This window comes from Stutzerimonas chloritidismutans, assembly GCF_038562055.1.
Classification (GTDB): domain Bacteria; phylum Pseudomonadota; class Gammaproteobacteria; order Pseudomonadales; family Pseudomonadaceae; genus Stutzerimonas; species Stutzerimonas chloritidismutans_A.
In genome coordinates this window covers 12,753-38,499 of record NZ_JBCFXD010000012.1, presented here as the reverse complement: position 1 = coordinate 38,499, position 25,747 = coordinate 12,753, and the positions used below count along the sequence as shown (strand labels likewise).

The window sequence follows — 25,747 nt, the reverse complement described above, 5'->3', positions numbered from 1 at the left end:
TGCCCACGGCTAACCGACCAGCCGCCCGGCTTGGGTGAAGGTTTCGATGAACAGGTCGCTGAAGGTGCGCAGGATCCAGTGCCCGGCGAACACCAGCATGCCGAGGGTGATCAGCAGGCGGGGGAGGAAGCTCAACATCTGTTCGTTGATTTGGGTGGCTGCCTGGAAAATGCTGATCAGCAGGCCGCCGAGCAGGCTCGGCACCACCAGCACGCAGACCACCATCACGATGACGTGAATGGCGTTGGAGACGATGTTGACGGCGGTGTCGGGGGTTAGCATGGGAGCACCTGGAAGGCGATGCAGCCGCTACAGGCCGCGGCGAGCCGGTGGTGGCTTTGGCCTCGGGTGCAATGGCTGCTTGTTTTAGTTGGCTGGGGCAGTGGTTTCGCCCTGCTGGCCGAGTCCCTTTTGGCAGTCGCCCCAAAAGGAACCAAAAGGTCTTGCCCCTGCATCCGGCCCCGGCTGCGCCGGGGTTCCCTCGCTCCGGTGACGTTCCAGGGGCCCGCGGCGACGGGCCATCCATGGCCCAACGCCGCTCTCGCGGCATCCATGCCGCTCAACCCCTTCCACGCCACCTGCGCTTGGCCTCCTGAAAGGGGCGGATCGATGGTGTCTGAGGGGCCGTGCAACGAAGCGGTTGCAGGAGCTAAACGTAGGGTGGGTAACGCGAAGCTTACCCACCGGTTTTTGTCGGCATAATTCGATACCGATTGCAGCGTCGATTGCGGTGGAAAATGCTTTGCAGTTTTCCACCCTACGAAGCCTGCCAAAGGTTGAAGCGCTTTGTTGCTGTCGCTGTTCGAGAACTTCCAGACGACTCGGTCCCGAGTCCCCTTCAGGAGGCCGAGCGTAGGCGTTGCGTAGGGGGTCGCGAGGCATGGATGCCGAGCGAGGAGCGATGGGACATGAATGTCGCTTCGCGACGCCCCCCGGAGCAGCGCCGGAGCGAGGGAAGTTTTGCGCAGCAAAACCCGGATGTAGGGGTGGCCTTCTTTTTGGTTACTTTTTCTTGGCCACACAAGAAAAAGTGACGCGCCGTGCAAGGCGCAACCTGTAGTCCCAGTCGAGGAAAGCGCGGCGTCGTGCACGAAGGCCTGCGCCAGCCCCTGATCGCGAGCAAAGACTAGGCGTCCCCCTACGCTCCTACGAAAAGCGATAGAGCGTTCACCGGCTGAGGCATAGGGGGAACGATGACTCATCACGGCGTCCCCTAAAACGGCTGAATACTGGTGGTCAGGGTCCCCATCAACAACGCCCACCCATCCACCAACACAAACACCATCAGCTTGAACGGCAGCGAAATCATCATCGGCGACAGCATCATCATGCCCATCGCCATCAGCACGCTGGCCACCACCAGGTCGATCACCAGAAACGGCACGAAGATCATGAAGCCCAGCTGAAACGCCGTCTTCAGCTCGCTCAGCACAAACGCCGGCAGCAACAGCGAGAAGTCCAGGTCGTCGAGGTTCTCCGGCACTTCCTCGCCGGCCAGCGACACCATGGTCTCCAGCGAGGTCTTGTTGGTCTGCGCCAGCATGAAACCTGAAAGGCTGGCTTTGGAAACGTCGAGCGCCTGCTCCAGGCTGATTTCGTCGTTCTGGAAAGGCTCAAAAGCGGCGCTGTGGATTTCCTGCCACACCGGGCGCATCACCAGCAGCGTGACGATCAGTGCGATGCCGATCAGCACCTGATTTGGCGGGCTCTGCTGCAGGCCGATGGCCTGGCGCAGGATGGCCAGCACGATGATGAAGCGGGTGAAGCAGGTCATCATCATCAGCATGGCCGGCAGGAAGCCCAGCAGCGTCATGATGATCAGGATCTGCAGCTTGATGCTGAATTCCTGGCCGTTCTCCGTATCGTTCAGGTTGAACAGGGTAATTTCGCCGCCGGCAGCCTGGGCTGCCAGCGGGAACAGGCTGATCAGCAACAGGCACAGCAGCGACAGCCCGCGGCGCAGCTTCATTGCGTCAGCGCGTCCAGACCGACACCGGACAGTTCGACGATGCGTAGGCCGTAGCTGCCGTTCATCACGACCACTTCCGCCTTGGCGAACAGGGTGCCATTGACCTTCACGTCCAGCGGCTCGCCGGCCACCTTGTCGAGCACGATGACGCTGCTGGTGTCGCACTCCATCAGTTCTTTCAGCGAAATTTCCGCCGAGGCCACTTCCAGGGTGACGTTGACCGGGATCTTGCCGAAGAAGCTCAGGTCCTGACGCGGTGCCTGGGGCTGTGGGGCCGGTGCAGCGGCTGGCTCGTCAGAGCCGTCGAGGCTCAGGTCGCCCTCGTTGATGAGGTTCTCGAATTCGTTGTCGGACAGTTGACCGGTCATTGGGATTTCACGCTTTCAAGTGAAGTGAGGAACAAGGCGCCGTCTTCTTCGAAGACAGTCCCCCGGAAGAGCTTCTGCTGGTTGATGCGCACCTCGTACCGATCCAGCGGGCGTACCATGAGAATGTCGTTGAGCTGCAGAGCAAGCACTTGCGACAACGGCATTTGTACCGAGGCGACTACGCAGTCCAGGCGTACCGGCAGGTGCTTGATGTGATCGACCGGGTTGCCAGTCAGCCGAGCAGGCACCGGGCCGGCCAGGCGACTGGTCAGTTCATCGACCAGATCGGTGTCCAGATGAATGAAAATCGACGAGCGGCTATGGGTCAGGTGGCTGATGTACTCGAACTCGGCGACATATTCCCAAGTGGTTTCTTCGTAATCATTTTCATAGCGCTCAAGTTCGCCGAACGTGTCGCCGGATAATATTGAGCGAGCAAAAATATAAGTCAGATCAAGACCCAGTCGATCACGCATCCGTTGTTCGGATGTACTGATCGGCGGTGCTTCCTGACTGGGCACTATGGTTCCGCCGTAATAGCACTCGAGTGCCTCGGTGAGCAGTGCCCGATCAATTGAAAAACCGACCTTGCCCATCGGCGACCGATAAATGCATTCCGGCGTTTTTTTTGCCGGTTCTTGAACGTCCACCTTGCTCAGCTCGAGGCTGATCCGGTAATTGCGCAAGAAGTAATCGCCCATCAAGCGTGGGTTCTTGTTGGTGGTTTCCTTGATGAACTGCGGAATCTTGTGATGATGCCGGCCAAGCTTCTGCGGTTTCAAAACAGTCAGGCTTTGGGCGGGCACGCCATGGTGGACTTTTGAATTGCCAGACATGTTGTGAGCGGTATTTCCTGGTTCTTGCACGGCGGGCACGGACCTGTCGCACGGGAATAAGCAGAAGAAGGTTTGGCCAGGGCGGGTGTGCGATGCCTGAGATCACGGGCACGGCTCTAGCGTGCCGCCAGTCTAGGCTTGGGCGCGAGGGAGGATTAAATCAATAGGTATCAATTGATCTTTTTTGAGATCAGCTATGAGCAATTGATTTAATTTTAGCGGAACTGATTGGGCGGTTCCGGGCGGGCTTGTTAGCGTGCGCGCAATTGTTTCGGAAGAGTCGGCTGCAGTTACCTGTCTCGTTCGGAAAGTTGGACAGGCAGGGCGACAAAAGTTCCGAAAGACTTAAATAATTTTTTAGCGAATCCGGCGTTGTGCTCGAGCAACAGGCGTAACAGCGCCAAGGTGGTCACATTGAATAGTGTCAGTCATGCAATGAACTACTCCCGCGAAGAGCTATTCGCTCCAGCGCCGGCGCGCAAGAAAATACTTATTGTCGGAAATCCCGCAGAGGCGGGTTGCGAGTTTCTTGAAGCGGGACTCCGCAAGGAAGGTTGCGCGGTATTTTCATATGCCGATCTGAATGATCTGGATAACGCCGCGTTGAAGGGCACGTCGCTGGTTTTTATCGTGATCAGCGGTATGCAACAGCCAACTCTATATACGCAGGTCGATTCACTGATTCGTCGAGGCCGCTCCGTCAGTGTTATCCCTGTCGTGCAGTACGCCGATCAGGAAAAGGCCGCCGCCTTACTTGAGCTGGGGTGTGTCGACTACTTGTTGTCGCCATTCAGCGAAAGCCAATTGAGCGCCTTGTTGCGTCGCCAGGAATTCGCTGACGCCGCGCAGGAAAGTTTCGTCTCCTGTTCCCAGGCTGGCCGCCGCCTGCTGGCCATGGCTCAGCGGGTATCGCTGACCCGGGCGCCGATTCTGATCACCGGTGAAACCGGCACCGGCAAGGAGCTGATGGCGCGCTACATCCACCGCTTCTCGTCCAGCGCCGAGGCGCCTTTCATCGCAGTGAACTGCGCGGCGATCCCGGAGCAGATGCTTGAATCGATTCTGTTCGGCCATGAGAAGGGCGCCTTTACCGGCGCGGTGGCCGCACAGCCGGGCAAGTTCGAACTGGCCAACGGTGGCACGCTGCTGCTTGATGAAATCGGCGAGCTGCCGCTGGGGCTGCAAGCCAAGCTGCTGCGTGTGCTGCAGGAGCAGCGTGTGGAGCGCCTCGGCGGGCGCAAGGAAATCGAACTCAACGTGCGCATCATCGCGGCTACCAACCGCGACCTGCAGGTGGAAGTTGCCGAAGGGCGTTTCCGTGCCGACCTGATGTTCCGTCTCGACGTGCTGCCGCTGCACATCAGCCCGCTGCGTGAGCGCAAGGAAGACGTGCTGCCACTGGCTCGCCGCTTCGTGGCCAAGTACGCGCCGCAGGAGGCCGGTGAAGAACTGTTCACCAGCGATGCCTGCCGCGCGCTGCTGCAGCACGACTGGCCGGGCAACGCCCGCGAACTGGAAAACACCGTGCAGCGCGCCCTGGTGTTGCGCAACGGCCTGTTCATCCAGCCGCAGGACCTCGGGCTGGCCGCACCGCCGCAAGCCGAAGCGCGTACCGAGCGGCTGCCGCTGCCCACGGTCGAGTCCGGCAAAGCCGCCCTGCGCGCCAGTGGCAAGTGGGCCGAGTACCAGCACGTGATCGACACCATCCGCAAGTTCGATGGGCACAAGACCAAGGCGGCGGCCAGCCTCGGCATGACCTCGCGCGCGTTGCGCTATCGCCTCAATGCCATGCGTGAGCAGGGCATCGAGCTGAATTTCTGAGTTTTACAAGGGAGAGCCAGCGATGAGTTCAATCACTCAGGTGCAGCAGGATCTGCTGGGCCGGATGCAGCAGCTTCAGGATGTCGCCAGTGGCACGGTCATCAAGCCGGCTGAACAGTCAGCACCCGATGCGGGTGGGCTGTTCATGGCGGCGATGCGTTCAGTCGATGCTCAGCAACACCAGGCTGGCGCTGCCATGGCCGCGGTGGACAGCGGAAAGAGCGACGATCTGGTGGGCGCGATGATCGACAGCCAGAAAGCCAGCGTGTCGTTTTCCGCGTTGCTGCAGGTGCGCAACAAACTGACCACGGCGTTTGACGACGTCATGAGAACGCCGCTTTGATCCGGCGTGAGAGCTAAGACGTGCTGCAGAAAATCAAAAGCAAGCTGCCTGCCGGCGGCCTCCAGCTCGACCCGCGGGTAATGCTCGCCGGCATGGCAGTGATTGCCGCCGCGCTGGCGGTCGCCGTGGCCTTTTACCTGTGGCGCGACAACGGGTCGTTCCGCCCGCTGCATGGCGCCGGTGAGGCCTTCCCGGTCGCCGAGGTGATGCAGGTGCTCGATGCCGAGGCTGTGCAATACCGCATCCACCCGCAGAGTGGCCAGATTCTGGTGCGTGAGGACCAGCTGTCCCAGGCGCGCATGCTGCTTGCCGCCAAGGGTGTGAAAGTTGCCCTGCCGGCCGGCTACGAGCTGTTCGACAAGGAAGAGCCGCTGGGCACCAGCCAGTTCGTTCAGGACGTGCGTCTCAAGCGTAGCCTGGAAGGCGAGCTGGCGCGCACCGTGATGTCGCTCAAGGGCATTCAGCATGCTCGCGTGCACCTGGCGCAGGAGGAGAACAGCTCCTTTGTGGTCAGCAAGCGTGCCCCGAGCACGGCGTCGGTGATGCTGCAGCTCGAGCCCGGCTACAAGCTGGGTGCCGATCAGGTTGGCGCCATCATCAATCTGGTGGCCGGCAGCGTGCCCAACCTCAAGCCCGAAGATGTTGGCGTGGTCGACCAGTACGGCGCCCTGCTGTCGCGCGGCTTGAATGTCGGCGGTGGGCCGGCGCAGAACTGGGGCGCGGTGGAGGACTACCAGCAGAAGGCGGTAGCCAACATTGAAGAAGTGTTGGCACCGGTACTGGGCAGCGGCAACTACCGCATCAGCGTTGCGGCCGACATCGATTTCAGCCAGAAGGAAGAGACGCTGCAGTCCTATGGCGAAACCCCACGTTTGCGTCGCGAGGTGCTGAGCAACGAAAGCGCGCTCGATCAGCTGGCGCTGGGCATTCCCGGCTCGCTGGCCAACCGCCCCGTTGCCCCACCGAAAGAAGGCGAAGAGCCCAAGGCGGTGCCGGGCGAGACCAAGGGCGCGACCTCCCTGCGCGAGGAATCCACCCGCCAGCTGGACTACGACCAGAGCGTGATCCATGTAAAGCATGCCGGTTTCACCCTGCGCCAGCAGAGCGTAGCGGTGGTGCTCAACGCTGCCGCTGCGCCCGAAGGTGGCTGGAGCGACGAGGCCCGCGCCGAGCTCGAGGCCATGGTGCGCAGCGCCGTCGGTTTCAAGGAAGCGCGTGGCGACCTGCTGACCCTCAGCGTGCTGCCCTTCGCCGCTGTTGAAACCGTCACTGAAGAAGTGCCGTGGTGGGAAAACAATCAAGTGCACGCCTTGGCCAAGCTCGGCGTGGCCGGCCTGATCGCGCTGCTGCTGTTGTTGATCGTGGTACGTCCGGCTGTTCGCAGCCTGACCCAGCGCAACGCGCCAGCCGAAAAGGATCCGGTTGCACTGGAAGGCACCCTGGCGGCTGCGCCAGGACCGCTGCCCATCGAGGCCGAGACCCGCGCGGCATTGGCCAGCCCAAGGCCCAGTGGCGACGGCATCCACGTATTCGGCGAACTCAATCCGCTTTCGGAAATTCGCCTGCCAGCGCCCGGTTCGGGGCTGGAGCTACAGATCGAGCATCTGCAGATGCTCGCCAAGAACGACCCGGAGCGCGTTTCGGAAGTCATCAAGCACTGGATAGGCCGCAATGAAAGAGACCTCAACCCAGCCAGCTGAGTCGGTCACCGGCTCAAGCAAGGAAATCAAGGCGCGCCCGGTGCAGTTGCGCTCGGTGAGTTCGCTGGACCAGGCGGCCATCCTCATGCTGAGCATGGGCGATGACATTTCGGCCGGCATCCTGCGCAACTTCTCCCGCGAGGAAATCATCAGCATCAGCCAGGCGATGGCGCGTCTGTCCAACGTCAAGCAACCGATGGTCTCCGATGTGATCAGCCGCTTCTTCGATGACTACAAGGAGCAGAGCAGCATTAAGGGGGCCTCGCGCACCTACCTGTCCGGCATGCTCGGCAAGGCGCTGGGTGGCGACATCACCCGTTCGCTGCTCGATTCCATCTACGGCGAAGAAATTCGCGCCAAGATGGCGAAGATGGAGTGGCTCGACCCCAAGCAATTTGCTGCGCTGATCGCCAAGGAGCACGCGCAGATGCAAGCGGTGTTCCTCGCCTTCCTGCCGCCGGGCATGGCCACCGACGTGCTCGAGTGCATGCCGGCCGAGCGTCAGGACGAGCTGTTGTACCGCATCGCCAACCTGAGCGAGGTCAACAGCGATGTGATCGCCGAGCTGGAGCAGCTGATTGATCGCAGCCTGCAAGTGCTCACGAACCAGGGTTCACAGGTGCGTGGCGTCAAGCAGGCCGCAGACATCATGAACCGCTTCAAGGGCAACCGAGACCAGATGTTCGAATTGCTGCGCGCGCACAACGAAGAGCTGGTCGGCAAGATCGAAGATGAAATGTACGACTTCTTCATTCTGTCCCGGCAGAACCAGGACGTGCTGCAGACACTGCTGGAAGTGATCCCGCTGGAAGAGTGGGTGGTTGCGCTCAAGGGTGCCGAGCCGGCGCTGGTCAATGCCATCCAGGGTGCGCTGCCCAAGCGGCAAGCGCAGCAGATGGAGTCGATCAACCGTCGCCAGGGCCCTGTACCGCTGTCGCGGGTGGAGCAGGTGCGCAAGGACATCATGGCCGTGGTCCGGGACATGTCCAACGAAGGCGACCTGCAGGTTCAGCTGTTCCGCGAACAGACCGTCGAGTAAACGCCGATGAGCATCAAGATCATCAAGGGTGAAGGCCGCTCCTGGCGTCCGTTCCGCTTCCCGCCCCGCGTGCGCAGCGCAGCTGAACTGGCCGACAGCATGGCCGGTGACCCGGCGGCACTGCAGCGCGCCGTGGCCGATGGCTTTCAGGAGGGCATCGACAAGGGCTACGAACAGGGCCTGGAGCAGGGGCGTGAGGCCGGTCATCGCGAAGGTTTCGAGCGCGGTATCGAGGACGGCAAGGCGATTGGGCGCGAAGAAGGCCGTGTTATGGGGCGTCGCGCCTTCGACGAAGCGGCCCGTCCTATGGATGAATTGGTCGAGCGCTTCGAGCACTTCCGACAGGAATTCGAACAGGCGCGTCGCGAGCAACTGCTGGAGCTGGTGCAGAAGGTTTCCAAGCAGGTGATTCGTTGTGAACTGACCCTGCATCCGACGCAGTTGCTGACCCTGGCTGAGGAAGCGCTGGCGGCTATGCCGGGTGATCAGGAAGACGTACGCATTCTGCTCAACCCCGAGGAATGCACCCGGATCAAGGAGCTGGCACCCGAGCGTGCGGCGGCCTGGCGTCTGGTGCCGGATGAGAAGCTTGCGCTCGGTGAGTGCCGCGTGATCACGGCGCAGGCCGAAGCCGATATCGGTTGCCAGCAGCGCCTTGACTCATGCATGGACACCCTGGGCGAGCACATCAGGGCGGAAGCCTGACATGTCCCTGCGCGAGAGCTTCCGGCTCGACGAGGCGTTGCGCTCGCTGGACACGGTGCAGCTGGCGAAGGTCAGCGGTCGGCTGGTGCGTGTCTCCGGCATGCTCTTGGAAAGCCTCGGTTGCCAGCGCATGACCGGCCAGCGCTGCTTCGTCGAACAGGGCGACGGCAGCATGCTCGAAGCGCAGGTGGTGGGCTTCAACCGCGACATCACCTACCTGATGCCCTTCAAGAAACCGGTGGGGCTGACGTCCGGCTCGCGGGTATTTCCGGCGCCGGATGACGCCAAGCTGCATATCGACGAATCCTGGCTGGGACGCGTGGTGAATGGGCTCGGCGAGCCACTGGACGAAATGGGCAAGCTCAGCGGGCGCGATCCGCTGCCCACCGAACTTCCGTCGGTCAATCCGCTCAAGCGCAAGCCGGTCAGTGAGCCGCTGGACGTCGGCGTGCGGGCGATCAATGCCATGCTCACCCTCGGCAAAGGCCAGCGCGTCGGCCTGTTCGCCGGTTCCGGAGTGGGCAAGAGCGTGCTGCTGGGCATGATCACTCGCCAGACCAAGGCCGACGTCGTGGTGGTCGGGCTGATCGGTGAGCGCGGGCGCGAGGTACAGGAGTTCCTGCTGCACTCGCTGGGCGAAGAGGGCCTGAAGAAGGCCGTGGTGGTGGTGGCGCCGGCCAACGAATCGCCGCTGATGCGCCTCAAGGCCACCGAGCTGTGCCACAGCATCGCTGCTTATTTCCGCGATCAGGGCAACGATGTGTTGTTGCTGGTTGATTCGCTGACCCGCTACGCCATGGCCCAGCGCGAAATCGCCCTGGCCCTTGGCGAGCCGCCAGCCACCAAGGGCTATCCACCGTCGGTGTTTGGCATGCTGCCGGAACTGGTGGAGAGCGCCGGCAACGGTGCCAACGACAATGGCAGCCTGAGTGCGCTGTACACCGTACTGGCCGAAGGCGACGACCAGCAGGACCCGATTGTCGATTGCGCACGGGCGATTCTTGACGGACACATCGTCCTGTCACGTCGCTTGGCCGATGCCGGGCATTACCCGGCCATCGACATCTGCGCCTCAGTCAGCCGCTGCATGAGCCAGGTTGGGCAGCCGCCGCATCTCGGCGCGGCGCGCCAGCTCAAGGAGTTTTACAGCACCTACGAGAAGATCAAGGAGTTGATCCCGCTGGGTGGCTACAGCCCGGGCGCGGACCCCAAGACTGACCGCGCGGTGAAGCTGGCTCCCACCATCGAGCGCTTTCTGCGCCAGGAAGTGGGCGAGGCCGCGGAGCTGGAAACCAGTCTCACCATCCTGCAGAGCATCATCAAACAGCCATGAAGCAGCAGATCGAAACGCTCACGCGCCTGGCCAGCCTGCGTGGCAACCGGGTCAAGCAGATGCTCGGGCAGGTTCAGTACCAGCAGAACCTTTGCCAGCGCTATCGCAACAACATCACCGGGTTGAGCCGCCTGTGCGGCTTTAGTGTGCCGATGAGCACCCCACTGCAGCGCGACAACCAGCAGCGCTACAAGGCCACGCTGTACAAGATGGTCGAGTTGCAGCGCCGTGAACTGGCGGTGGCCGAGCAGGCGCTGACGCGCATTCAGCAGGAGCTGCTGCAGGCCATGCGCAGCGAGAAGGTGGTCGAGCATGTGATCGAGGCCAAGATGCAGCAGTGGCAGCAACTGTTGATGGCGCAAGAACAGAAGATTCAGGACGGCCTGGCGGCGCAGACCTGGTGGCGCAATCAAATCGCCTGATGTTAAGTGCCTTAACACGGTGTTTGGGGAAGGCGTCAGACGGTCCGCCTGTCAGCCCCAGTAAAAAACATTTAAGGTTTCCGCCTTAGCGGTCGCTTGTTTGGCAGTAACCACTGAGTTGGAACGAAATCATGGAAATCAGCCGGCAGTTCAAGCCCGCCATTGCAATACCCACCGATACCGCTTCGGCGCGTCCGGCCAGCGCGCGCCCCACGACCCAACCTGCTGCGCGTCCGGCCGCAAGCCTGCCGTTGGAGCAGATGCACGACGCCCTGCGCGCCATGCCCGAGGTCGATCTGGACCGGGTGGCGGCCATCAAGCAAGCGCTGCAGCGCGGCGAGATCACTGCCGACGTGGGTGATCTGGCCAGCAGCATGCTCAGCTACCACCGCGGAAACGATGCGTGAGCCAGCGCGATAAGCTGCTGGCAGTCGTCGATGACGACCTCCAGCAGGACTGCGGCGACTACCTCGCCTTGCGCGAGCTGATGCAGGCGCTCTACGGGCGTCTGCTCGAACGCGACGTGCCGGAGATCGATCGCATCAACCTGCAGATCACCGTGCGTGTCGAAGCCATTGCCGCGCGCGCCCAGCGACGCAGCAAGGTGCTGGCCGCTTTCGGTCTGGAAAACTCGGGTGCTGGCATGCGCCGCCTGCTGTCCAGCTGCACGGGTGAGCGCGGTGATTCCCTTCAGCAGCATTGGCGGCAAGTCGGTGATCTCGCTGTGCAGTGTCAGCAATTCAACGAGCACAACGGTAAGCTGCTCGCGATGCATCACGACATCCTTCAGCAGCTGCTCGCCGGTGGGCAGGATGCACGGCTCTATTCGCCGCAGGCCTACTGAGGCGCAAAGACATTCGTCCGCGTTTTGGCGGATTCTCAGCTCCCGTTAGCTCCTGCCGCTACATCCTTCTCTCTCCCCACGCCCACAGCGATCCCCATCACGACGGCTTGTTAGAGGCACTTTGCCGCGAAAGACCTATCGTCGCCGCCGAGGAATTAATCCTTTTCGGTTTAGCCTTTAACTACCTCACTCCTGACGTCGCCTTTACAGACAGATGCTTCGCCCTTCGTCGAGGCGGAAACGGTGCTTCCCCGTTTCCTCGTCCTGTCGCGGTGCGGAAGCCTTTTTTCTGCATTCCGTTAGCTCTAATGCCCGTAGTACGGGCGTTTGCGACCTGGCATGCAATCTGCTCTAGAAACAGCAAGAGGGGATGGTAATGGCTATAAATTCTGATTACGTACAGCAGATGTCGACGCAACTGGCGACCTACGAAGTTCAGTCTTCGCTGGATCGGCTTAATCGCAACGAGTCCCGCTACAAGGCCCAGCGTGACGCGCTGAATTCGCTGCGCACGTCGATGACGACTTTCAAATCCGCCATCACCAAGCTCAACAGCAGCACGTCGAGCATGCTGACCAACAGCGCAACCTTCAGCCAGGAGGGTTACGCCACGGCCACAGTGGGCACGACCGCAAAGGCAGGTACCTATGACTTCTTCGTCGAGCGCCTGGCCAGCAAGCAGCAGGTCGCGGTACAGGGCCTGGTCGATGGCAGCCTGAGCGGCACCCTGACGCTGAATGCCCAATCGTTCGACCTGAGCCAATACGCCACGCTGGGCGATGCCGCCACGGCGATCAATGACGCCGGTCTCGGTGTGCAAGCGACCCTGGTGCGCAGCAACGGCGCGGTCAGCTTGGTAGTCAGCAGCGAGCAAACCGGCGCCGCCAATGCCTTCAGTCTCAACATGACGGGCAACGCGGCCGTGACCACGACCGAGCTATCGACTGCCCAGGACGCGATGGTCCGTCTGGGTGGCAGCTATGGCGCGGGCGGCATCGAGCTGACCAGCGCCAGCAACACCTTTACCGACGTCATCGACGGCGTAAGCCTGACCGTGAGCAAGACGCATGCGGCGACTGACACGCCGTTGACCGTCACCGTGGGCCAGGACAAAGCCGGCACTCAGGCCAAGGCGCAGACCTTTATCGACGCCTTCAATGCGCTGATGACCAGTTTCGATTCGCTGACCGCCAGTGGTGGCGACAGTGCGAAACGCGGCGCACTGGCCGGCGACTCGAGCGTGCGCTCCATCGAAAGCCGCCTCAACAGCCTGTTGCGAGCCGACTTCGGCGGCAAGAGCCTGATCGAATTCGGCATCAGCGCCGACCGTAACGGCAAGCTGACCATCGATGCCAAGCGTTTCGAAGCGGCTGTCGCCAATGATCCAGCGGGCTTCGAGGAGCTGTTCACCGGCACCGACAAGCTGCTCGACAGCATGGACAAGACTGTTGCCAGCTACACCAGCAGCACCAATGGCCTGCTGAAGAACCGCATGGACACGCTGGACATGAGCCTGCGCCGCATCGACGAGCAGTTCGAGACGCTCCAGCAGCAGTACGACACCCATTACAGCCGCTACCTGCGGCAGTTCACCAGCATGATGCAGACCATGCAGAGCATGGAGCAGACCAGCGGAATGTTCTCGATGCCCACCACATCGCAAGCTAACGGATTGTTCTCATGAACAGCTATCACCCCAACGACAGTTATGACAGCTACCGCTCGGTAGACCTCGAGGCGCGTGCCGCCTCGGCTTCGCCCTACGAACTGGTGCTGGTGCTGATGGACGGCCTGCTGGACGAGCTGGCTCGCGCCCGCGGCCACATCGAACACAAGCGTTACCAGCAGAAGGGCGTATCGCTGGAAAAATGCATGAACATCCTCAACGGTCTCAACGGTGCGCTCGATGAAGAGGGCGGCGGCGAGGTGGTTCAGGGGCTGTCGCGCCTCTATGAATACTGCATCTACCGCCTCTCGGACGTCAGCGTGTCGCTGTCGCTGGAAGGGCTGGACGAAGTGACCAACCTGCTCGGGGTTCTCCGCGAGGGCTGGGAGGGCGTCAGTGCCGCCCGTAAGTGACAGCGAGCGCCTGATGGCGCTGCACGGCGAATTGCAGGCGGCGTTGCAGAGCAATGACTGGACTGCCGTGGCCACGGTTGATGCGGCGATCCGTCAGTGTCTCGAAACGCTTGCCGTTCGGCTTGAACTGGACGAACCGACGCACGCGGCCAAGAGCCGCCTCAAGCAGCTCCACGGAGAGGGTCTGCAAGCCTGCGCCGAAGAGTGCGAGCGTCTGCGCCTGCTGCTGTTGAACCACCTTGAGCACGCCGAAGGCCGTGCCGCCTACCAGCGCATTGACATGTTCCAAGGCGGAGACAGGGGATGATGATCCAATCGATTTCAGCAACGCGGGCGACAGCCGGTGGCGAGTCCGCAGTGCCGGTTGCGGCGCGTGTGGGCCAGGGCGGGCAGGCCACTGCCGGTCGGGCCATGGCTGGCGATCCCATACGCGGATTCGGCGAGCGCATGCTGCTGGCATCGAGCGCAGGTGACGATCTGTCTTCCGATATTCCTGCCACCGCGCTGCAAGGCCCACTGCCGCTGTTGGCCGCCGAGCAGGGCCAGGTGCTGAAGGCCGGCGGCAGTGCCAGCCAGGGCAGCGAAACACCTCAGGAACTGACCCCTGAACAATGGCTGCTGGGCATGCTGGATCAGCAAGTAGCAGAGATTCAGGCGCGTGACGCCGCGCAAGCGGGCACCTTGTCCGGGCCGGCGCAACAGGTCCTGCCGGACACCAGTACAACCGATGCCGACGCGCTGTTTGCCGGGTTGTCGGGGCTGCCCCCGCTTCCCCAGGCGGTTTCCGTGGCGCATCGAGCCGAGCCGCTGGACAACACCTTGATGGCCGCCGGTCTCCAGCGCCGCGCTGTAGAGATCAGCCCTTTGGCGGTGGCCATGATCAAGCCCACTGGCGAAATGGGCATCGCGCAACCTGCCGGCGTCACAGCCCCGCCGGTTGACGCTTTGCCGACCGCCGCGCTGGAATCGCTGCTGGAGGCGGCCGAGCCCGTGGAGGCCGGAGACCCTCTGGCCGCAACGGTCGAGCGCGGGCAAGCCACACCGCTGCAAACGGCTGATCGTGCGCTGAAATTGCAGGCACCCGAAGCCAAGTGGGGCGAGCAGATGCTCCACGCCTTGCGCGAAAACGTCGATCTGCAAATCCAGCAGAAGATCCAGAGCGCCACCATCCGCCTCGATCCGCCGGAACTGGGCAGCATGGAAATCCTGCTCAGCCACGAGTCAGGCCGGCTCAACGTGCACCTGTCCGCGGCGAATGCCGATGTGGCGCGCCTGCTGCAGCAGACCAGTGAACGTCTGCGCCAGGAGCTGGTGGGTCAGCATTTCGTCCAGGTCAACGTGCAGGTCGGCGCCGACGGCGGCGGTCAGCAGGGCCAGCAGCGCCAACGCCCGGTGCCGGCAGGGGAAGAAACACCTCTGGCGGCCCGACCGCAGGAGCAGGCGCCGGAACGGGAAAGTGCCCGGGCCCAGGACGTCCTGGTAACCGTCTGAGCCGATTCAACCTAATTAGCCATTTGTGAGTGTGTTATGTCGACGCCCCGTATTGTTCTGCTGATGCTGTTGCTCAACGTCCTGACCGTTGCCGGTGGCGTGGGCGCCAGCTACTGGCTGCTCAAGCCCGGCCTGCAAGGCAGCAGTCCGGAGGAAGTCGCGGAGGCCGAACCGGTCGAGCCCTCGGAATACGTGTTCTTCCCGGTGCAGAAAGTCATCGTCAGCGTGCGCGGCGACGGACGTGAGCACTATTTCGTGCTGGACCTGGCGCTGCAGGCGGAGGTATCTGACGAGCCGCCGAAGTTCGAGCAGGCCGAGCCCATCGTGCGTAACTCGGTGGTGGGCTACCTGTCGTCCCTGCCTTTCGATGAATTGCGTGGGTTGAAGATCGGCGAGTTGCAGGAGCGGCTGGAGAAGGCGCTCTTCGCCGACTTCGCCAGCAAGAATGCAGCGGTGCCCTTCGAGCACGTGCTGGTCAACAAGCTGATCGTGCAGTAAAGGCCCCGCCATGAGCGCCACTTGCCCCATCGACTACTACGGCGCTACGCCTGCTGCCCCTTCGGTGTTCGCGCCGGCGGTCGAGCAGCGCTGGCTGATGCAGTACCTGCCGCTGGTCAAACGCATCGTTCGCCAGCTGTCACTGCAGGCCAACCAGGTGCTCGACCGCGAGGACATGGAGCAGATCGGCCTGATGGGGTTGCTCGAAGGCTTGCGTCGTTACGGCGAGCCGGACGAAGGCTTCGGCAAGTTTGCGTCCCTGCGTATTCGTGGCGCGATTCTCGATGAGTTGCGCCGCCAGGACTGGCGTCCGCGCCAGGTGCGCCAACAGGCACACAAGGTGCGCGATGCGATCCGCGAGCTGTCGCGACAGCTGGGCCACGAACCCAGCGACGAGGAAATCAAGGCCCACACCGGTCTCGATGAAAAGGAATACCAGGCGTTCCTTTGTGCGGATTCATCAGAGGCCATCGAGAGCCTCGACGAGCTGTTGCAGAGCGGCCATGAACATTTCCCGGACACTGCCGAACTGTTCGAGGAACGTCTGATCAAGGAGCGCGTGCTGGCGCAGGCGCTGGCACGGCTGGATGAGCGTGAGCGCTTGGTGCTGACGCTTTATTACCAGCACGAACTGAGCCTGAAAGAAATCGCCCTGGTGCTGGAAGTCAGCGACGCCCGGGTCTGTCAGCTGAGCAAACAGGCGATCGGCAAGGCCTGTCGATTCCTAACCGAGAGAAGTCAGTAGTCATGCAGAAAGTAATAGGCGCCTTCATCATCATCGGCTGCGTGCTGGGCGGCTACGCCATGGCGAATGGCGACATGCGCATGCTCTGGCAACCGGCCGAGGTGGTCATCATTCTCGGCGCCGCGCTCGGCAGTCTGGTCGTGGGCAACCCCAAGGAAGTCCTGATCGAGATGCTGCATCAGATCAAGGGCGTCTTCTCCTACCAGCGTCGTGGTGAGGAGTTTCAGCGCCAGTTGCTGATGCTGCTCTACGAACTGCTGGAAATGGTCGACGTTGGCGGCCTCAAGGTGCTCGATTCGCATATCGAGGAGCCGGAGCAGAGCGATCTGTTCGTTCGCTACCCGCTGATCCTGCAGGAAAAGAACCTGATGGCCTTTATCGCCGACAATTTCCGGCTGATGGCGATGGGCAAGATCAGCGCTCACGAGCTGGAAGGCTTTCTTGAGCAGGAACTCGAAGCCATGGAGCACGCCCTGCTGCAGCCGGCGCGCTCATTGCACAAGATCGGCGAAGCCATGCCCGGCTTCGGCATCCTCGCAGCGATCATGGGCATCATCATCACCATGGGCAGCATCGGCGGCAGCGTCGCGGAAATCGGTGCTCACGTAGCGGCAGCGCTGGTCGGTACCTTCCTCGGCATCTTCTTTTGCTACTGCCTGATGGACCCGCTGTCCAACGCCATGAGCCAGCGGATCAAGACCGAGCTCTCGGCGCTCGAATGCGTGCGCACCACCCTCGTCGCCCACGTGGCCGGCAAGCCGACACTGCTGGCGGTCGACGCGGGTCGAAAGCTGATCGAGCAGGACGTCAAGCCGGCCTTCCGCCAACTGGAAAATTGGGTGACCCAGTATGAGGAAGAAAGGGACGCCGCATGAGGAGCCGGGACAAGAACAAAGGCGGCGAGCACGAGATCATCATCAAACGCCGCGGCAAGAAAGGCCACGACGATGAGCACGGCGGTGCCTGGAAAGTGGCCTTTGCCGACTTCACCCTGGCGATGATGGCGCTGTTCATGGTGCTGTGGATCATCCAGCCGCAGATGAATCAGACCAACCCGTCCTACGGTGAGATGGAGAGTAATCCGCTGGTCGATGGCGGTGCGGGTATCTTCGACGGCACCAGCACCTCACCGCTGGAACTCGACGGCGTGCCGGTGCGCCCGCCACAGGCCGACGAAACCGACCGCATGGACGGAAAAACCGACCAGGACGGCAGCCATAACTACGGTTCGACCGAAGAGCTGAAAAAGCTCGCTGAGTTGATGCGTGAGGTCGCCAGCGAAGTCGATGCGTTAGCGAATCTGGAAGTGGACGTGGTTCCGCAGGGGCTGCGCATCCTGATCAAGGACGACCAGCAGCGCTTCATGTTTCAGCGCGGTAGCGCGACGCTCAACCCGCATTTTCAGAAGCTGCTGGGCGTGCTCGCCGGCGTGCTGGTAAAGGTCGATAACAAGCTGATCATTAGCGGCCATACCGACGCCACGCCCTATCGGCAGAAGAACGGTTACAACAACTGGAACCTCTCTGGCGACCGCGCCTTGCGCGCCCGCAATGCACTGGTCTACGCCGGTCTCGGTGAGCGTGCGGTGCTGCAGGTGACGGCCCAGGCTGACGTCATGCCGCTGCAGCCCGAAGATCCGCAGAACGGTGCTAATCGCCGGGTGGAGATTCTCTTGCTCACCGCTTCGGCCGAAGCGCTGTACAAGGAATTATTCGGTGACAGCTACGGCAAGGTGCGCTTCTCCGAGAGCGGAGCGAGCTATAGCGGAGCGTCCGCGGACTAATTAGTTTGCGGGCGGTGGGCGCGAATGACCGCCTGTGGAGCGGGTCACTTAACCTTGCACCGGGAGCAAGCTCGCTCCTGCAGGATCGGCCGATGGCTGGCCCGGAATACGGAATACCATCTCGGGATAGGATCCAGCAGGTATGCCGTTCGTAGGAGCCAGCGTGCTGGCGAATGGGCGTTATCGGTGCTGGATCGCGCGAGCGCTGTTACGGTTCGGGCGCTGATGCTCACGGCTAGGCATGGGATGGGTTTCAGCGCCTGATAGCGATTCCGATCGGCGCCGCTATCAGGCACATCGCTACCGCTGGTTGCGGTGTACTTCAGCCGCGGTTGGGGTGGTCGTCAGCGCAATAAACCTGGCGGGTTTCGACGCCATACAAGCAGGCGCCGACCTGTTCGAGCGTAATGCGCGCGCCCTTGTGGACGCCGTAGAACAGGTTGAACACCAGTTCATCGTCCATTTCGTCCTTTGATCCCAGGCCGTGCACCTGGCCTTCTTCCACCACCAGCGATGCCCGCCCGAGTAGATCGGTTTCCAGGCGCCCGGACGCCTCGACGATGGCCGGCGCGTTGCGTGTCATGGAATAGAAGCGGCCCTTGTTGAAGACCAGACTCTGACTGACCTTGAGGGCCGTGCCATCGCTCAGCAATACATGCCCGCTGGAACTGTAGTGACCATCAAGGCTCGATGAAGCCGTACCGGTGGTGCCCATCGCCACGAGGGCCCATAGCAGCAACGCAGCAGGTGCCATTACCCGCAGCATGCGTTTGCCGACTGCGCCGGTCTCGTTCTGGCTATTCATTGCAGGCACTCTTGTAAATGGTCGCTGGGAATCGTCTGCACGCGGCTCTTGTGAACCTTGAGCCAATTGACCCGGCCGTCACCTTGCAGGCAACGAATCTCGTAGAAACCCGGGGACATGTTGACGATAAGACGGGCCGGTTCGGCACTCATGTTGGCCATGGTATCGACCAGAGGTCGGGTTTCCTTAACCAGCGAGTCGAGCAAGTGCTGGCTCTTCTCCACATAGAGCACCTCAAGCGCGCCGACATCGACCGTCTGCATGAACGATGGCACCGAACTGCTGGCCAGGCGAAAGCCAAGCGTTGCCAGGCCCAGCAGGATCAACATCCCTGTTCCGGCAAGTGCTGCGGTTTGCCAGGACCCGAAGCGTCGGCCCGGGCGCGCGGGGCTGGCAGCCACCGGCGAACTGGGCGCGGGAAATTCTGCGGGTACGGCGTTCGCTTCCGCAGGCTTGGTTTCCCTCGCCCTTAGATACTGCGGATTGAACAGGTAGCCACGGCGCGGCAATGTTTGAATGATCTGGTTACCGGAATCGAACAGGGCCTGACGCAGCGTATAAATCTGCTGATTGAGACTGCCCTGGCCCACGACTCGCCCTTCCCAGGCGTAAGTCATCAGCTCTTCGCGGGAGACGACCTCACCTGGAACGTGCAGCAGTCGCTCCAGCACGCGACTACCCGAGAAGCCCAGGTCGAGTGTGTCTTCGTTTTCTTCATGGGTCAGCACCAACTGGTAGCGCGCGCGATCAAAGCGAGCCACGCAGCCGGCATGGCCGGTTTTCAATAGGGGACAGGCAAAGGCATCGGTGGCCGAATGGGTCAAGGATGAAGTCATGAGCGCCTGAGTTCGAGTTTCGCTAGAAAATTATTTACCCGTGTGATCGCTTTGGCAAAACGGGCGGCGGCATATTGGCGTCGTTTTTTTGATAGTACAAGCCGATTTTCTAGTCAATGGGCACAATTGGTGTGTGGGTTTATCGCAGGCGAGCGTAAGAAGTGGGTTAATGCATGGAATTTGGAGCGATTTGCTCGCTGTCGGAAGAAAAATTACCGGTTGCGTCAGCTTGCCGTTGGTCAGATGCGTTGTATTTGCAGCGGCTGGAAAGCAAAAAGCCCCGAACCAGTCGGGGCTTTAGGGTGCCGGCCTTAACGACCGGCGGTACAGCGTGCGGCTTAGCCTAGCAGGCCCATGACCATGCCTGGCATCTGACCAGCTTGCTTGAGCATGGAGATACCCGACTGCATGAGCATGGAGTTCTTGCTCATGTTGGCGCTTTCGATGGCGAAGTCGGCGTCCATGATCCGGCCTTTGGCCATTTCAGTGTTGTCCTTCATGTTCGCCAGGTTGTTGTTGACGTGGCTCAGGCGGTTGATGCTTGAGCCGAACTGCGCGCGCACTTCACCGAGTGAGTTGAGCACGGTTTCCAGCTTGGTGATCGTGGCGTTGGCGTTGTTGACGGCTGTTTCTGGCGGGCCAGCGGTGATGGTCGCGATCTCGGTGCCCACTGCTGCGGTGCCGTTCGCTGTGAAGATCGCTGAAGCTGCACCCAGATTTGTGGCTAGCGTGCCGAGCTTGGCCGAAGCGTTAACAACCATGGTTTCGCTGGCGCTGGAGCCTATCTGGAAGGTCACGCCAGCGGCCAGACCGAACTTTCCAGTGGCGCCATCGTTGGTCGTGCCGTTGCTGAACAGGCCTTCACCGGCATACTTGGTGTTCTTGAAGATGTTCAGCAGTTCCTTGCCAAGCTCGTCGTACTCAGACTGGATCGACTTGAGATCTGCAACGCCATTGGTGCCGTTGGCGGCCTGAGTCGCCAGGTCTTTCATGCGCTGGGTGATGTCGGTCATCTCGCTGAAGGCGCCTTCAGCGGTCTGCAGCATCGAGGTCGCATCGCCGGTGTTGCGCATCGCGACACCCATGCCGCGGCTCTGGGCATTCAGTCGGGTGGCGATCTGCAGACCCGCGGCATCATCGGCGGCAGAGTTGATGCGCAGCCCAGTACCCAGACGCTGCTGGTTAGTCGCCAGTGAGCTGTTCGACTTGTTCAGCGCCGTGTTGGTAGTCAGCGCGGAATAATTGGTGTGGATGGACAGTGCCATGGTCTAAATCCTTCTGATCAGCGAGCGTTCAGCTCGTAAAAGCGCGTTGCGGCGAACCCGTCGAGGTATCGCCGCTAGGTCCGAGCGGCTTAACCCAGCAGGCCCATGACCATGCCTGGCATCTGGCCGGCTTGCTTGAGCATGGAGATACCCGACTGCATAAGCATGGAGTTCTTGCTCATGTTGGCGCTTTCGATGGCGAAGTCGGCGTCCATGATCCGGCCCTTGGCCATATCAGTGTTGTCCTTCATGTTCGCCAGGTTGTTGCTGGTGTGGTTCAGGCGGTTGATGTTTGCGCCGAACTTGGCTCGCATCGAACCGACGTTGTTCAACGCGGTTTCCAGCGCTGTGATGGTGGTGCCAGCGTTAGCAGCGGTGTCCATGGTGCCGGCTTGGACAGTGGTGGTCAGCTCGGTGCGCAGAGCTGTCATATCAGCGGTAACGTCCATGGTCAGCTTTTCGGCAGCGGAAGCGCCGATCTGGAAGTTGACCGCAGCGGAGAACTTGCCGCCAGCTGCAAATAGCGCTTCACCAGCGTATTTAGTGTTATTGACGATGTTGACGAGTTCTTTGCCCAGCTCGTCGTACTCGGATTTCAGCGAGGTACGGTCGGATACGCCATTGGTGTCGTTCGCGGCCTGGGTCGACAGATCCTTCATGCGCTGCAGAATGTCCGTAACTTCGCTGAAGGCGCCTTCAGCGGTCTGCAGCATCGAGGTGGCATCGCCTACGTTACGCATGGCGACGCTCATGCCGCGGCTTTGAGCGTTCAGGCGAGTCGCAATCTGCAGACCTGCGGCGTCATCGGCAGCGGAGTTGATGCGCAGGCCGGTGCCCAGGCGCTGCTGGTTGGTGGCCAGGGAGCTGTTCGACTTGTTCAGTGCAGTGTTGGTGGTCAGCGCGGAGTAGTTGGTATGAATGGACAGTGCCATGAAGATGATCCTTTTTGCGTTGGGCTGTTAGGAGCTGGCTTGACTGCCTGCTGAAAGGAAAGGGCGACAGCACCGCGCAAGGGATTAAATCCTGACGTCAAATTTTTTGAGATCGACCGGCGCGCCGATTGGGGCGTCTGTTTGGTCGGGGTTTGGGCTGTAGGGTTAAGCCTCGTATGCACCGCTTATTGCCGCCTGTATCGCCAGCAAGCTGGTTTCTACACAACGCCCACGCTAGCCCTGATTGCTTCGTCAGGCCGACACGACCACGTTGCCTTCTACAGACTACAGAGGCGGACTCGATCAACTAGAACGTACTGGTCACCACACCCTGCTCAAGCACCTTCGCGTCGATGACCTTGCCGCTACCGACATTGCGCACGCGGATGACGTCGCCTGGTTGGCCGTCGGCCAGGGCTTCGCCGGAGGTGGAGGCTTCGATGCCCTCGTTGCTGGCGACGATCTTCACCGGCTGGCCGCGTTTGACCGCCATGGCCTGTTCGAGCAGTGCCGGGGTGATGGTCTGGCCAGCGCGGATGCGGCGTTTGGCTGCCAGACCGACCACCTCTTCGATTTGGTTGTAGTAGCCGCGACGGGCCTTGGCGATGTTGATGCGCTGCAGCTTTAGGTCGCCCGCCGTCAGCGTCTGGCCGCGGTCGATGATGCCTTCGGCGTGAACGGCAGGCAGGAAGACGTGGGCCTGCCCCGTGGCGTTCGTCGACCAGCCAGGTGTGTCGACGCAACGAATCTGCAGGGTCTGTCGTTCCATGGCCGACGGCGCCTCGCCTGTTGCCTGGACCTGCAGTGCGTCAGAGCAAGGCGGCAGGTTGGCGGCGCTGGCCGGCACGCTGATTTCGTAGCGCAGTTGCATGCCTTGCCAGCCCTGACGCGCGGCCTGCTGTTCGAGCATCAGTCGCAGGTGATTCTCCACTGCCTGCTGAACCTGCGTTGTGGCGTCCGCGTGCGCCTGCGACGTGACACTCAACAGCAGGAGGATGACGATCGACCATGCGGAAGACGCTTTTCCGCTTCCGCATGCTGGCCTTTCGCCAAGCGGAAGTAAGCGCTTGTTGCGTTCTGGTTCGGTGGCTTTTTCAGCGTTGTAAATCAATGGCTTACCTGTATCTGTGGGTTCGGCACGCTTTCTGCAGGACGTCTTGAAAGCAGCGGGCTGGGTTCAGCCTGCACAGGCTGCACAGGGTATCGGCAAATGAGTATACGGATTGATGAGGCGCTGGGCGTTCACGAGCGTGCCCTCGGTTTGCGCATGCAGCGCAGCGAGATTCTCGCGGCAAACCTGGCCAACGAAGACACCCCGGGCTTCCAGGCGCGGGACATCGATTTCAGCAAGGAGATGCAACGGCTCGACAGCAGCATCTCGCCGCGTGCCAGCCTCGCCGGGACCGATCCGCGACTGCTGTTTCGCGTACCGGGGCAAGCCTCGCAGGACGGCAACACCGTCGAGCTGTCGACCGAGCAGGCGCAGTTCTCCCGTAACTCGATGGATTTCCAGACCAGCCTGACCTTTGTCACGATGAAATTCCGTGGCTTGAAGCAAGCCATCGAGGGCCGTTAAGCCATGTCATTCGATTCCATTTACCGCATCGCAGGCTCGGCGATGAATGCCCAGACCGTCCGTCTGAACACCGTGGCGAGCAACCTGGCCAACACCGATTCGGCCGCCAACAACGCCGCCGACGTCTACCAGGCGCGCAAGCCGATGTTCGCGGCCGTGTACGAGAACAACTCGCTGACCCGCGGCGTCGGCCTCGGTGGTGCCCATGTGCAGGTGTTGGACGTGGTGACCTCCGGCGCGGAACCCAAGCGCCGCTACGAGCCCGGCAATCCACTGGCTGACGGCGACGGCTACGTCTATTACCCCGACATCAACGAGATCGAAGAGATGACCGACATGATGTCGGCCACGCGTAGTTTCGAGACTGGCGTGGAGGTGCTCAACCGCGTCAAAAGCATGCAGCAGAGCCTCTTGCGGCTGGGAGAATCCTGATGGCGGTGACCAATAACCTTCAGGGCAGCGGTCTGTCCGGCAGCCATGCCAGTGACCTGCCCAAACAGGCCGTGAACGTCAGCGATTCCATGCAGATGGAGAACAACTTCATCAGCCTGATGGTCGCGCAGATCAAGTACCAGGACCCGACCAAGCCGGTCGACAGCACCGAGTTTCTCAACCAATTCTCGGCGATGTCCCAGGTAAAGAGCATGGAGAACCTCGCGACCCTGGCCAAGAACAACCTGGTCCTGACCGACAACCTGCAGACCCTGACGGCTGCCGGTCTGGTGGGCCAGCAGGTCAGTGTCGCAGTCGAGTCGCTGGAGCTTAGCGGCCAGCCGGTCAGCGGTGGGTTCGATCTGAGCCATGCCTCGCCCCGCACGGCACTGCTGCTGACCGATTCCAATGGCACCCAGACACGCATCGAGCTGGGCGCGCAATCCGCTGGCAAGGTGCCTTTCGTCATCGATCCGGCCAAGCACGGCCTGCGCGACGGCCAGTACAGCGTCAGCATCGAGTCGGAAAACGGCGAGTTCCCCCGGGTGGAAGTCGCCGGTCAGGTCTCGAACGTGCGCGTCAGCGCCGAGGGCCCGGTGCTTCAGGTCAAGGGCGTCGGTTCGGTGCCCTTCTACAACATCCTCGAATTTGCCCAGGCCGACGCCGGGCTGCTCGGGGGCTGAGTCCCTGGGTTCGCCAGTCTTCATTTCCTTTTAAGTACGAGATCAGCCCATGAGCTTCAACATCGCCCTGACCGGCCTGTCCGCCGTCAACGAACAACTCAATACCATCGGTAACAACATCGCCAACGCCGGTACCGTGGGCTTCAAGTCTTCGCGCGCCAACTTCGGCAGCCTTTACGCCGAGAGCCAGGCGATGGGTGTTGAAGTCACCGGCACCAGCCAGAGCATCAGCCAGGGCGGCGCGCTGACCACCACCAACCGCAGCATGGATCTGGCCATTTCCGGCGGCGGCTTCTTCGTCACCCGCGCCAGCAATGGCGATGTGAGCTACACCCGTGCCGGGGTGTTCGGCACCGACAAGGACAGCTACCTGACCAACAGCCTCGGCCAGCGTCTGCAGGGCTACCCGGCCGATGCCACCGGCAACCTGCAAACCGGCACCGTCAGCGACCTGCAGCTCAAGGCCGGCGGACTGCCCGCCAAGGCCACTGACGAGCTGAGCTTCGTCGCCAACCTGGATGCCAATCAGGAGGTGCCGGCAGTGGCCTTCGATCCGCTGGTAGCCGACAGCTACAACTCTACCTACACCACCAAGCTGTACGACTCCCAAGGCAAGGAACACACCCTGACCCAGTACTTCGCCAAGACCGCTGACAACAGCTGGAACGCTCACTATTACGTCGACGGAACCGCCATCGCTGGGCCGCAAGCGCTGACCTTTGACGGCGCCGGCACGCTGGCCGCGCCCATCGGCAAGGTGGCGCTGAACGCCACGCTGACCGGCGGCGTCGATCCGCTGGCCATTCAGCTCGACTACAGCGGCACCAGCCAGTACGGCTCGGAATTCAGCGTGACCAGCAACCGCGCCAGCGGCTATTCGGCCGGCGAGCAGACCGGCATGAGTGTCGAGAAAGACGGCAAGGTCTACGCCAGCTATTCCAACGGCGAGCGGCTGCTTCAGGGTCAGGTGGTGCTGGCCAGCTTCGTCAACGCCGAAGGCCTGAAGAACATCAGCGGCACCGCCTGGACCGAGACGGCTGCCTCCGGCGCGGCCATGCTCGGAGCACCGGGTGTCGGCCAGTACGGCAACCTCGCCAGCGGCGCGCTGGAAAGCTCCAACGTTGACCTCACCCAGCAGCTGGTAGGCCTGATGGAAGGCCAGCGTAATTACCAGGCAAACACCCAGGTCATTTCCACCAACAAGGAACTGACCCAGGTTCTGTTTAGCGCACTCTGAGGCTG

30 protein-coding genes are annotated in these 25,747 nt (G+C 61.6%); 21 read left to right on the top strand and 9 right to left on the bottom strand.

The features are described from left to right. Window positions 1-9: 9 nt before the first annotated feature. From AAGW23_RS17185 to AAGW23_RS17170, 4 genes are all read right to left on the bottom strand, one after another. Window positions 10-282, bottom strand: a complete 273-nt coding sequence (locus tag AAGW23_RS17185) for a flagellar biosynthetic protein FliQ (RefSeq protein WP_342407554.1) — start codon at window positions 280-282, stop codon at window positions 10-12. A gap of 931 nt (window positions 283-1,213) precedes the next feature. After that, window positions 1,214-1,969 carry a flagellar type III secretion system pore protein FliP gene (gene fliP / locus AAGW23_RS17180; RefSeq protein ID WP_342407553.1) on the bottom strand — a complete coding sequence of 252 codons (756 nt, stop codon included), beginning with the start codon at window positions 1,967-1,969 and terminating at the stop codon, window positions 1,214-1,216. Further along, window positions 1,966-2,337: a flagellar motor switch protein FliN gene (fliN, locus tag AAGW23_RS17175; RefSeq protein WP_342407552.1), complete on the bottom strand. Its 372-nt coding sequence runs from the start codon at window positions 2,335-2,337 to the stop codon at window positions 1,966-1,968. Before fliN ends, fliP begins: the two co-directional genes overlap by 4 nt. Then, a complete protein-coding gene (locus AAGW23_RS17170) occupies window positions 2,334-3,173 on the bottom strand; it encodes a FliM/FliN family flagellar motor C-terminal domain-containing protein (protein WP_342407551.1) in 840 nt (279 codons plus the stop codon). Before AAGW23_RS17170 ends, fliN begins: the two co-directional genes overlap by 4 nt. Window positions 3,174-3,608: 435 nt before the next feature. On the opposite strand from AAGW23_RS17170, the gene AAGW23_RS17165 reads away from it, so the two are divergent. From AAGW23_RS17165 to AAGW23_RS17085, 17 genes are all read left to right on the top strand, one after another. After that, window positions 3,609-4,994 (top strand): sigma-54 dependent transcriptional regulator, encoded by a 1,386-nt coding sequence (locus AAGW23_RS17165; RefSeq protein ID WP_342407632.1) that lies wholly within the window; start codon window positions 3,609-3,611, stop codon window positions 4,992-4,994. 22 nt (window positions 4,995-5,016) lie between these two features. Continuing rightward, a complete protein-coding gene (locus AAGW23_RS17160) occupies window positions 5,017-5,337 on the top strand; it encodes a flagellar hook-basal body complex protein FliE (protein ID WP_342407550.1) in 321 nt (106 codons plus the stop codon). 20 nt (window positions 5,338-5,357) lie between these two features. After that, complete coding sequence (gene fliF, locus AAGW23_RS17155; RefSeq protein WP_342407549.1) at window positions 5,358-7,037, top strand: flagellar basal-body MS-ring/collar protein FliF; 1,680 nt, start codon at window positions 5,358-5,360, stop codon at window positions 7,035-7,037. Continuing rightward, the gene (locus tag AAGW23_RS17150; protein ID WP_342407548.1) at window positions 7,009-8,076 is read left to right on the top strand and encodes a FliG C-terminal domain-containing protein; all 1,068 of its coding nucleotides are present in this window, start codon (window positions 7,009-7,011) and stop codon (window positions 8,074-8,076) included. Before fliF ends, AAGW23_RS17150 begins: the two co-directional genes overlap by 29 nt. Window positions 8,077-8,082: 6 nt before the next feature. Further along, window positions 8,083-8,781, top strand: coding sequence for a flagellar assembly protein FliH (gene fliH / locus AAGW23_RS17145; protein ID WP_342407547.1), 699 nt, complete (start codon window positions 8,083-8,085; stop codon window positions 8,779-8,781). Window position 8,782: 1 nt separating this feature from the next. Next, window positions 8,783-10,114 (top strand): flagellar protein export ATPase FliI, encoded by a 1,332-nt coding sequence (gene fliI / locus AAGW23_RS17140; protein ID WP_342407546.1) that lies wholly within the window; start codon window positions 8,783-8,785, stop codon window positions 10,112-10,114. Then, window positions 10,111-10,536, top strand: coding sequence for a flagellar FliJ family protein (locus tag AAGW23_RS17135; protein WP_046163481.1), 426 nt, complete (start codon window positions 10,111-10,113; stop codon window positions 10,534-10,536). The genes fliI and AAGW23_RS17135 overlap by 4 nt, the downstream gene beginning before the upstream one ends. A 131-nt stretch (window positions 10,537-10,667) precedes the next feature. Then, entirely contained in the window at window positions 10,668-10,943 is a 276-nt protein-coding gene (flgM, locus tag AAGW23_RS17130; RefSeq protein WP_342407545.1) for a flagellar biosynthesis anti-sigma factor FlgM, read from the top strand. Next, the gene (locus AAGW23_RS17125) at window positions 10,940-11,380 is read left to right on the top strand and encodes a flagellar protein FlgN (RefSeq protein ID WP_342407544.1); all 441 of its coding nucleotides are present in this window, start codon (window positions 10,940-10,942) and stop codon (window positions 11,378-11,380) included. Before flgM ends, AAGW23_RS17125 begins: the two co-directional genes overlap by 4 nt. Window positions 11,381-11,756: 376 nt before the next feature. Beyond that, the gene (gene fliD, locus AAGW23_RS17120) at window positions 11,757-13,064 is read left to right on the top strand and encodes a flagellar filament capping protein FliD (protein WP_342407543.1); all 1,308 of its coding nucleotides are present in this window, start codon (window positions 11,757-11,759) and stop codon (window positions 13,062-13,064) included. After that, the gene (fliS, locus tag AAGW23_RS17115) at window positions 13,061-13,459 is read left to right on the top strand and encodes a flagellar export chaperone FliS (RefSeq protein ID WP_342407542.1); all 399 of its coding nucleotides are present in this window, start codon (window positions 13,061-13,063) and stop codon (window positions 13,457-13,459) included. Before fliD ends, fliS begins: the two co-directional genes overlap by 4 nt. Beyond that, complete coding sequence (locus AAGW23_RS17110) at window positions 13,443-13,766, top strand: hypothetical protein (RefSeq protein WP_342407541.1); 324 nt, start codon at window positions 13,443-13,445, stop codon at window positions 13,764-13,766. The genes fliS and AAGW23_RS17110 overlap by 17 nt, the downstream gene beginning before the upstream one ends. Then, the gene (locus AAGW23_RS17105; RefSeq protein ID WP_342407540.1) at window positions 13,763-14,950 is read left to right on the top strand and encodes a flagellar hook-length control protein FliK; all 1,188 of its coding nucleotides are present in this window, start codon (window positions 13,763-13,765) and stop codon (window positions 14,948-14,950) included. The genes AAGW23_RS17110 and AAGW23_RS17105 overlap by 4 nt, the downstream gene beginning before the upstream one ends. Window positions 14,951-14,986: 36 nt before the next feature. Next, window positions 14,987-15,448, top strand: coding sequence for a flagellar basal body-associated FliL family protein (locus tag AAGW23_RS17100; protein WP_342407539.1), 462 nt, complete (start codon window positions 14,987-14,989; stop codon window positions 15,446-15,448). A 10-nt stretch (window positions 15,449-15,458) separates the two neighbouring features. Further along, window positions 15,459-16,193 (top strand): FliA/WhiG family RNA polymerase sigma factor, encoded by a 735-nt coding sequence (locus AAGW23_RS17095; RefSeq protein ID WP_342407538.1) that lies wholly within the window; start codon window positions 15,459-15,461, stop codon window positions 16,191-16,193. A gap of 2 nt (window positions 16,194-16,195) precedes the next feature. Continuing rightward, the gene (motA, locus tag AAGW23_RS17090) at window positions 16,196-17,068 is read left to right on the top strand and encodes a flagellar motor stator protein MotA (RefSeq protein WP_342407537.1); all 873 of its coding nucleotides are present in this window, start codon (window positions 16,196-16,198) and stop codon (window positions 17,066-17,068) included. Next, a complete protein-coding gene (locus tag AAGW23_RS17085) occupies window positions 17,065-17,976 on the top strand; it encodes an OmpA family protein (protein ID WP_342407536.1) in 912 nt (303 codons plus the stop codon). Before motA ends, AAGW23_RS17085 begins: the two co-directional genes overlap by 4 nt. A gap of 322 nt (window positions 17,977-18,298) precedes the next feature. Here the strand turns inward: AAGW23_RS17085 and AAGW23_RS17080 are convergent, their stop codons facing one another. From AAGW23_RS17080 to flgA, 5 genes are all read right to left on the bottom strand, one after another. Then, complete coding sequence (locus AAGW23_RS17080; protein WP_342407535.1) at window positions 18,299-18,781, bottom strand: hypothetical protein; 483 nt, start codon at window positions 18,779-18,781, stop codon at window positions 18,299-18,301. Beyond that, on the bottom strand, window positions 18,778-19,617 hold the full coding sequence (locus tag AAGW23_RS17075) for a transcriptional regulator (protein ID WP_342407534.1): 840 nt from the start codon (window positions 19,615-19,617) through the stop codon (window positions 18,778-18,780). Before AAGW23_RS17075 ends, AAGW23_RS17080 begins: the two co-directional genes overlap by 4 nt. 338 nt (window positions 19,618-19,955) lie before the next feature. Then, a complete protein-coding gene (locus AAGW23_RS17070; RefSeq protein ID WP_342407533.1) occupies window positions 19,956-20,882 on the bottom strand; it encodes a flagellin in 927 nt (308 codons plus the stop codon). A gap of 89 nt (window positions 20,883-20,971) precedes the next feature. Beyond that, window positions 20,972-21,814, bottom strand: coding sequence for a lateral flagellin LafA (gene lafA / locus AAGW23_RS17065; RefSeq protein WP_200640460.1), 843 nt, complete (start codon window positions 21,812-21,814; stop codon window positions 20,972-20,974). Between the two features lie 307 nt (window positions 21,815-22,121). After that, complete coding sequence (gene flgA, locus AAGW23_RS17060; RefSeq protein ID WP_342407532.1) at window positions 22,122-22,745, bottom strand: flagellar basal body P-ring formation chaperone FlgA; 624 nt, start codon at window positions 22,743-22,745, stop codon at window positions 22,122-22,124. A 279-nt stretch (window positions 22,746-23,024) separates the two neighbouring features. On the opposite strand from flgA, the gene flgB reads away from it, so the two are divergent. From flgB to flgE, 4 genes are read left to right on the top strand one after another with little or no spacing between them, the layout of a single operon-like run. After that, window positions 23,025-23,390 (top strand): flagellar basal body rod protein FlgB, encoded by a 366-nt coding sequence (gene flgB / locus AAGW23_RS17055; RefSeq protein ID WP_342407531.1) that lies wholly within the window; start codon window positions 23,025-23,027, stop codon window positions 23,388-23,390. A gap of 3 nt (window positions 23,391-23,393) precedes the next feature. Next, a complete protein-coding gene (gene flgC / locus AAGW23_RS17050) occupies window positions 23,394-23,822 on the top strand; it encodes a flagellar basal body rod protein FlgC (protein ID WP_021209033.1) in 429 nt (142 codons plus the stop codon). Continuing rightward, the gene (locus tag AAGW23_RS17045; protein WP_342407530.1) at window positions 23,822-24,505 is read left to right on the top strand and encodes a flagellar hook capping FlgD N-terminal domain-containing protein; all 684 of its coding nucleotides are present in this window, start codon (window positions 23,822-23,824) and stop codon (window positions 24,503-24,505) included. Before flgC ends, AAGW23_RS17045 begins: the two co-directional genes overlap by 1 nt. A gap of 49 nt (window positions 24,506-24,554) precedes the next feature. Further along, window positions 24,555-25,742: a flagellar hook protein FlgE gene (gene flgE / locus AAGW23_RS17040; RefSeq protein ID WP_342407529.1), complete on the top strand. Its 1,188-nt coding sequence runs from the start codon at window positions 24,555-24,557 to the stop codon at window positions 25,740-25,742. The last annotated feature ends 5 nt before the right edge of the window (window positions 25,743-25,747 follow it).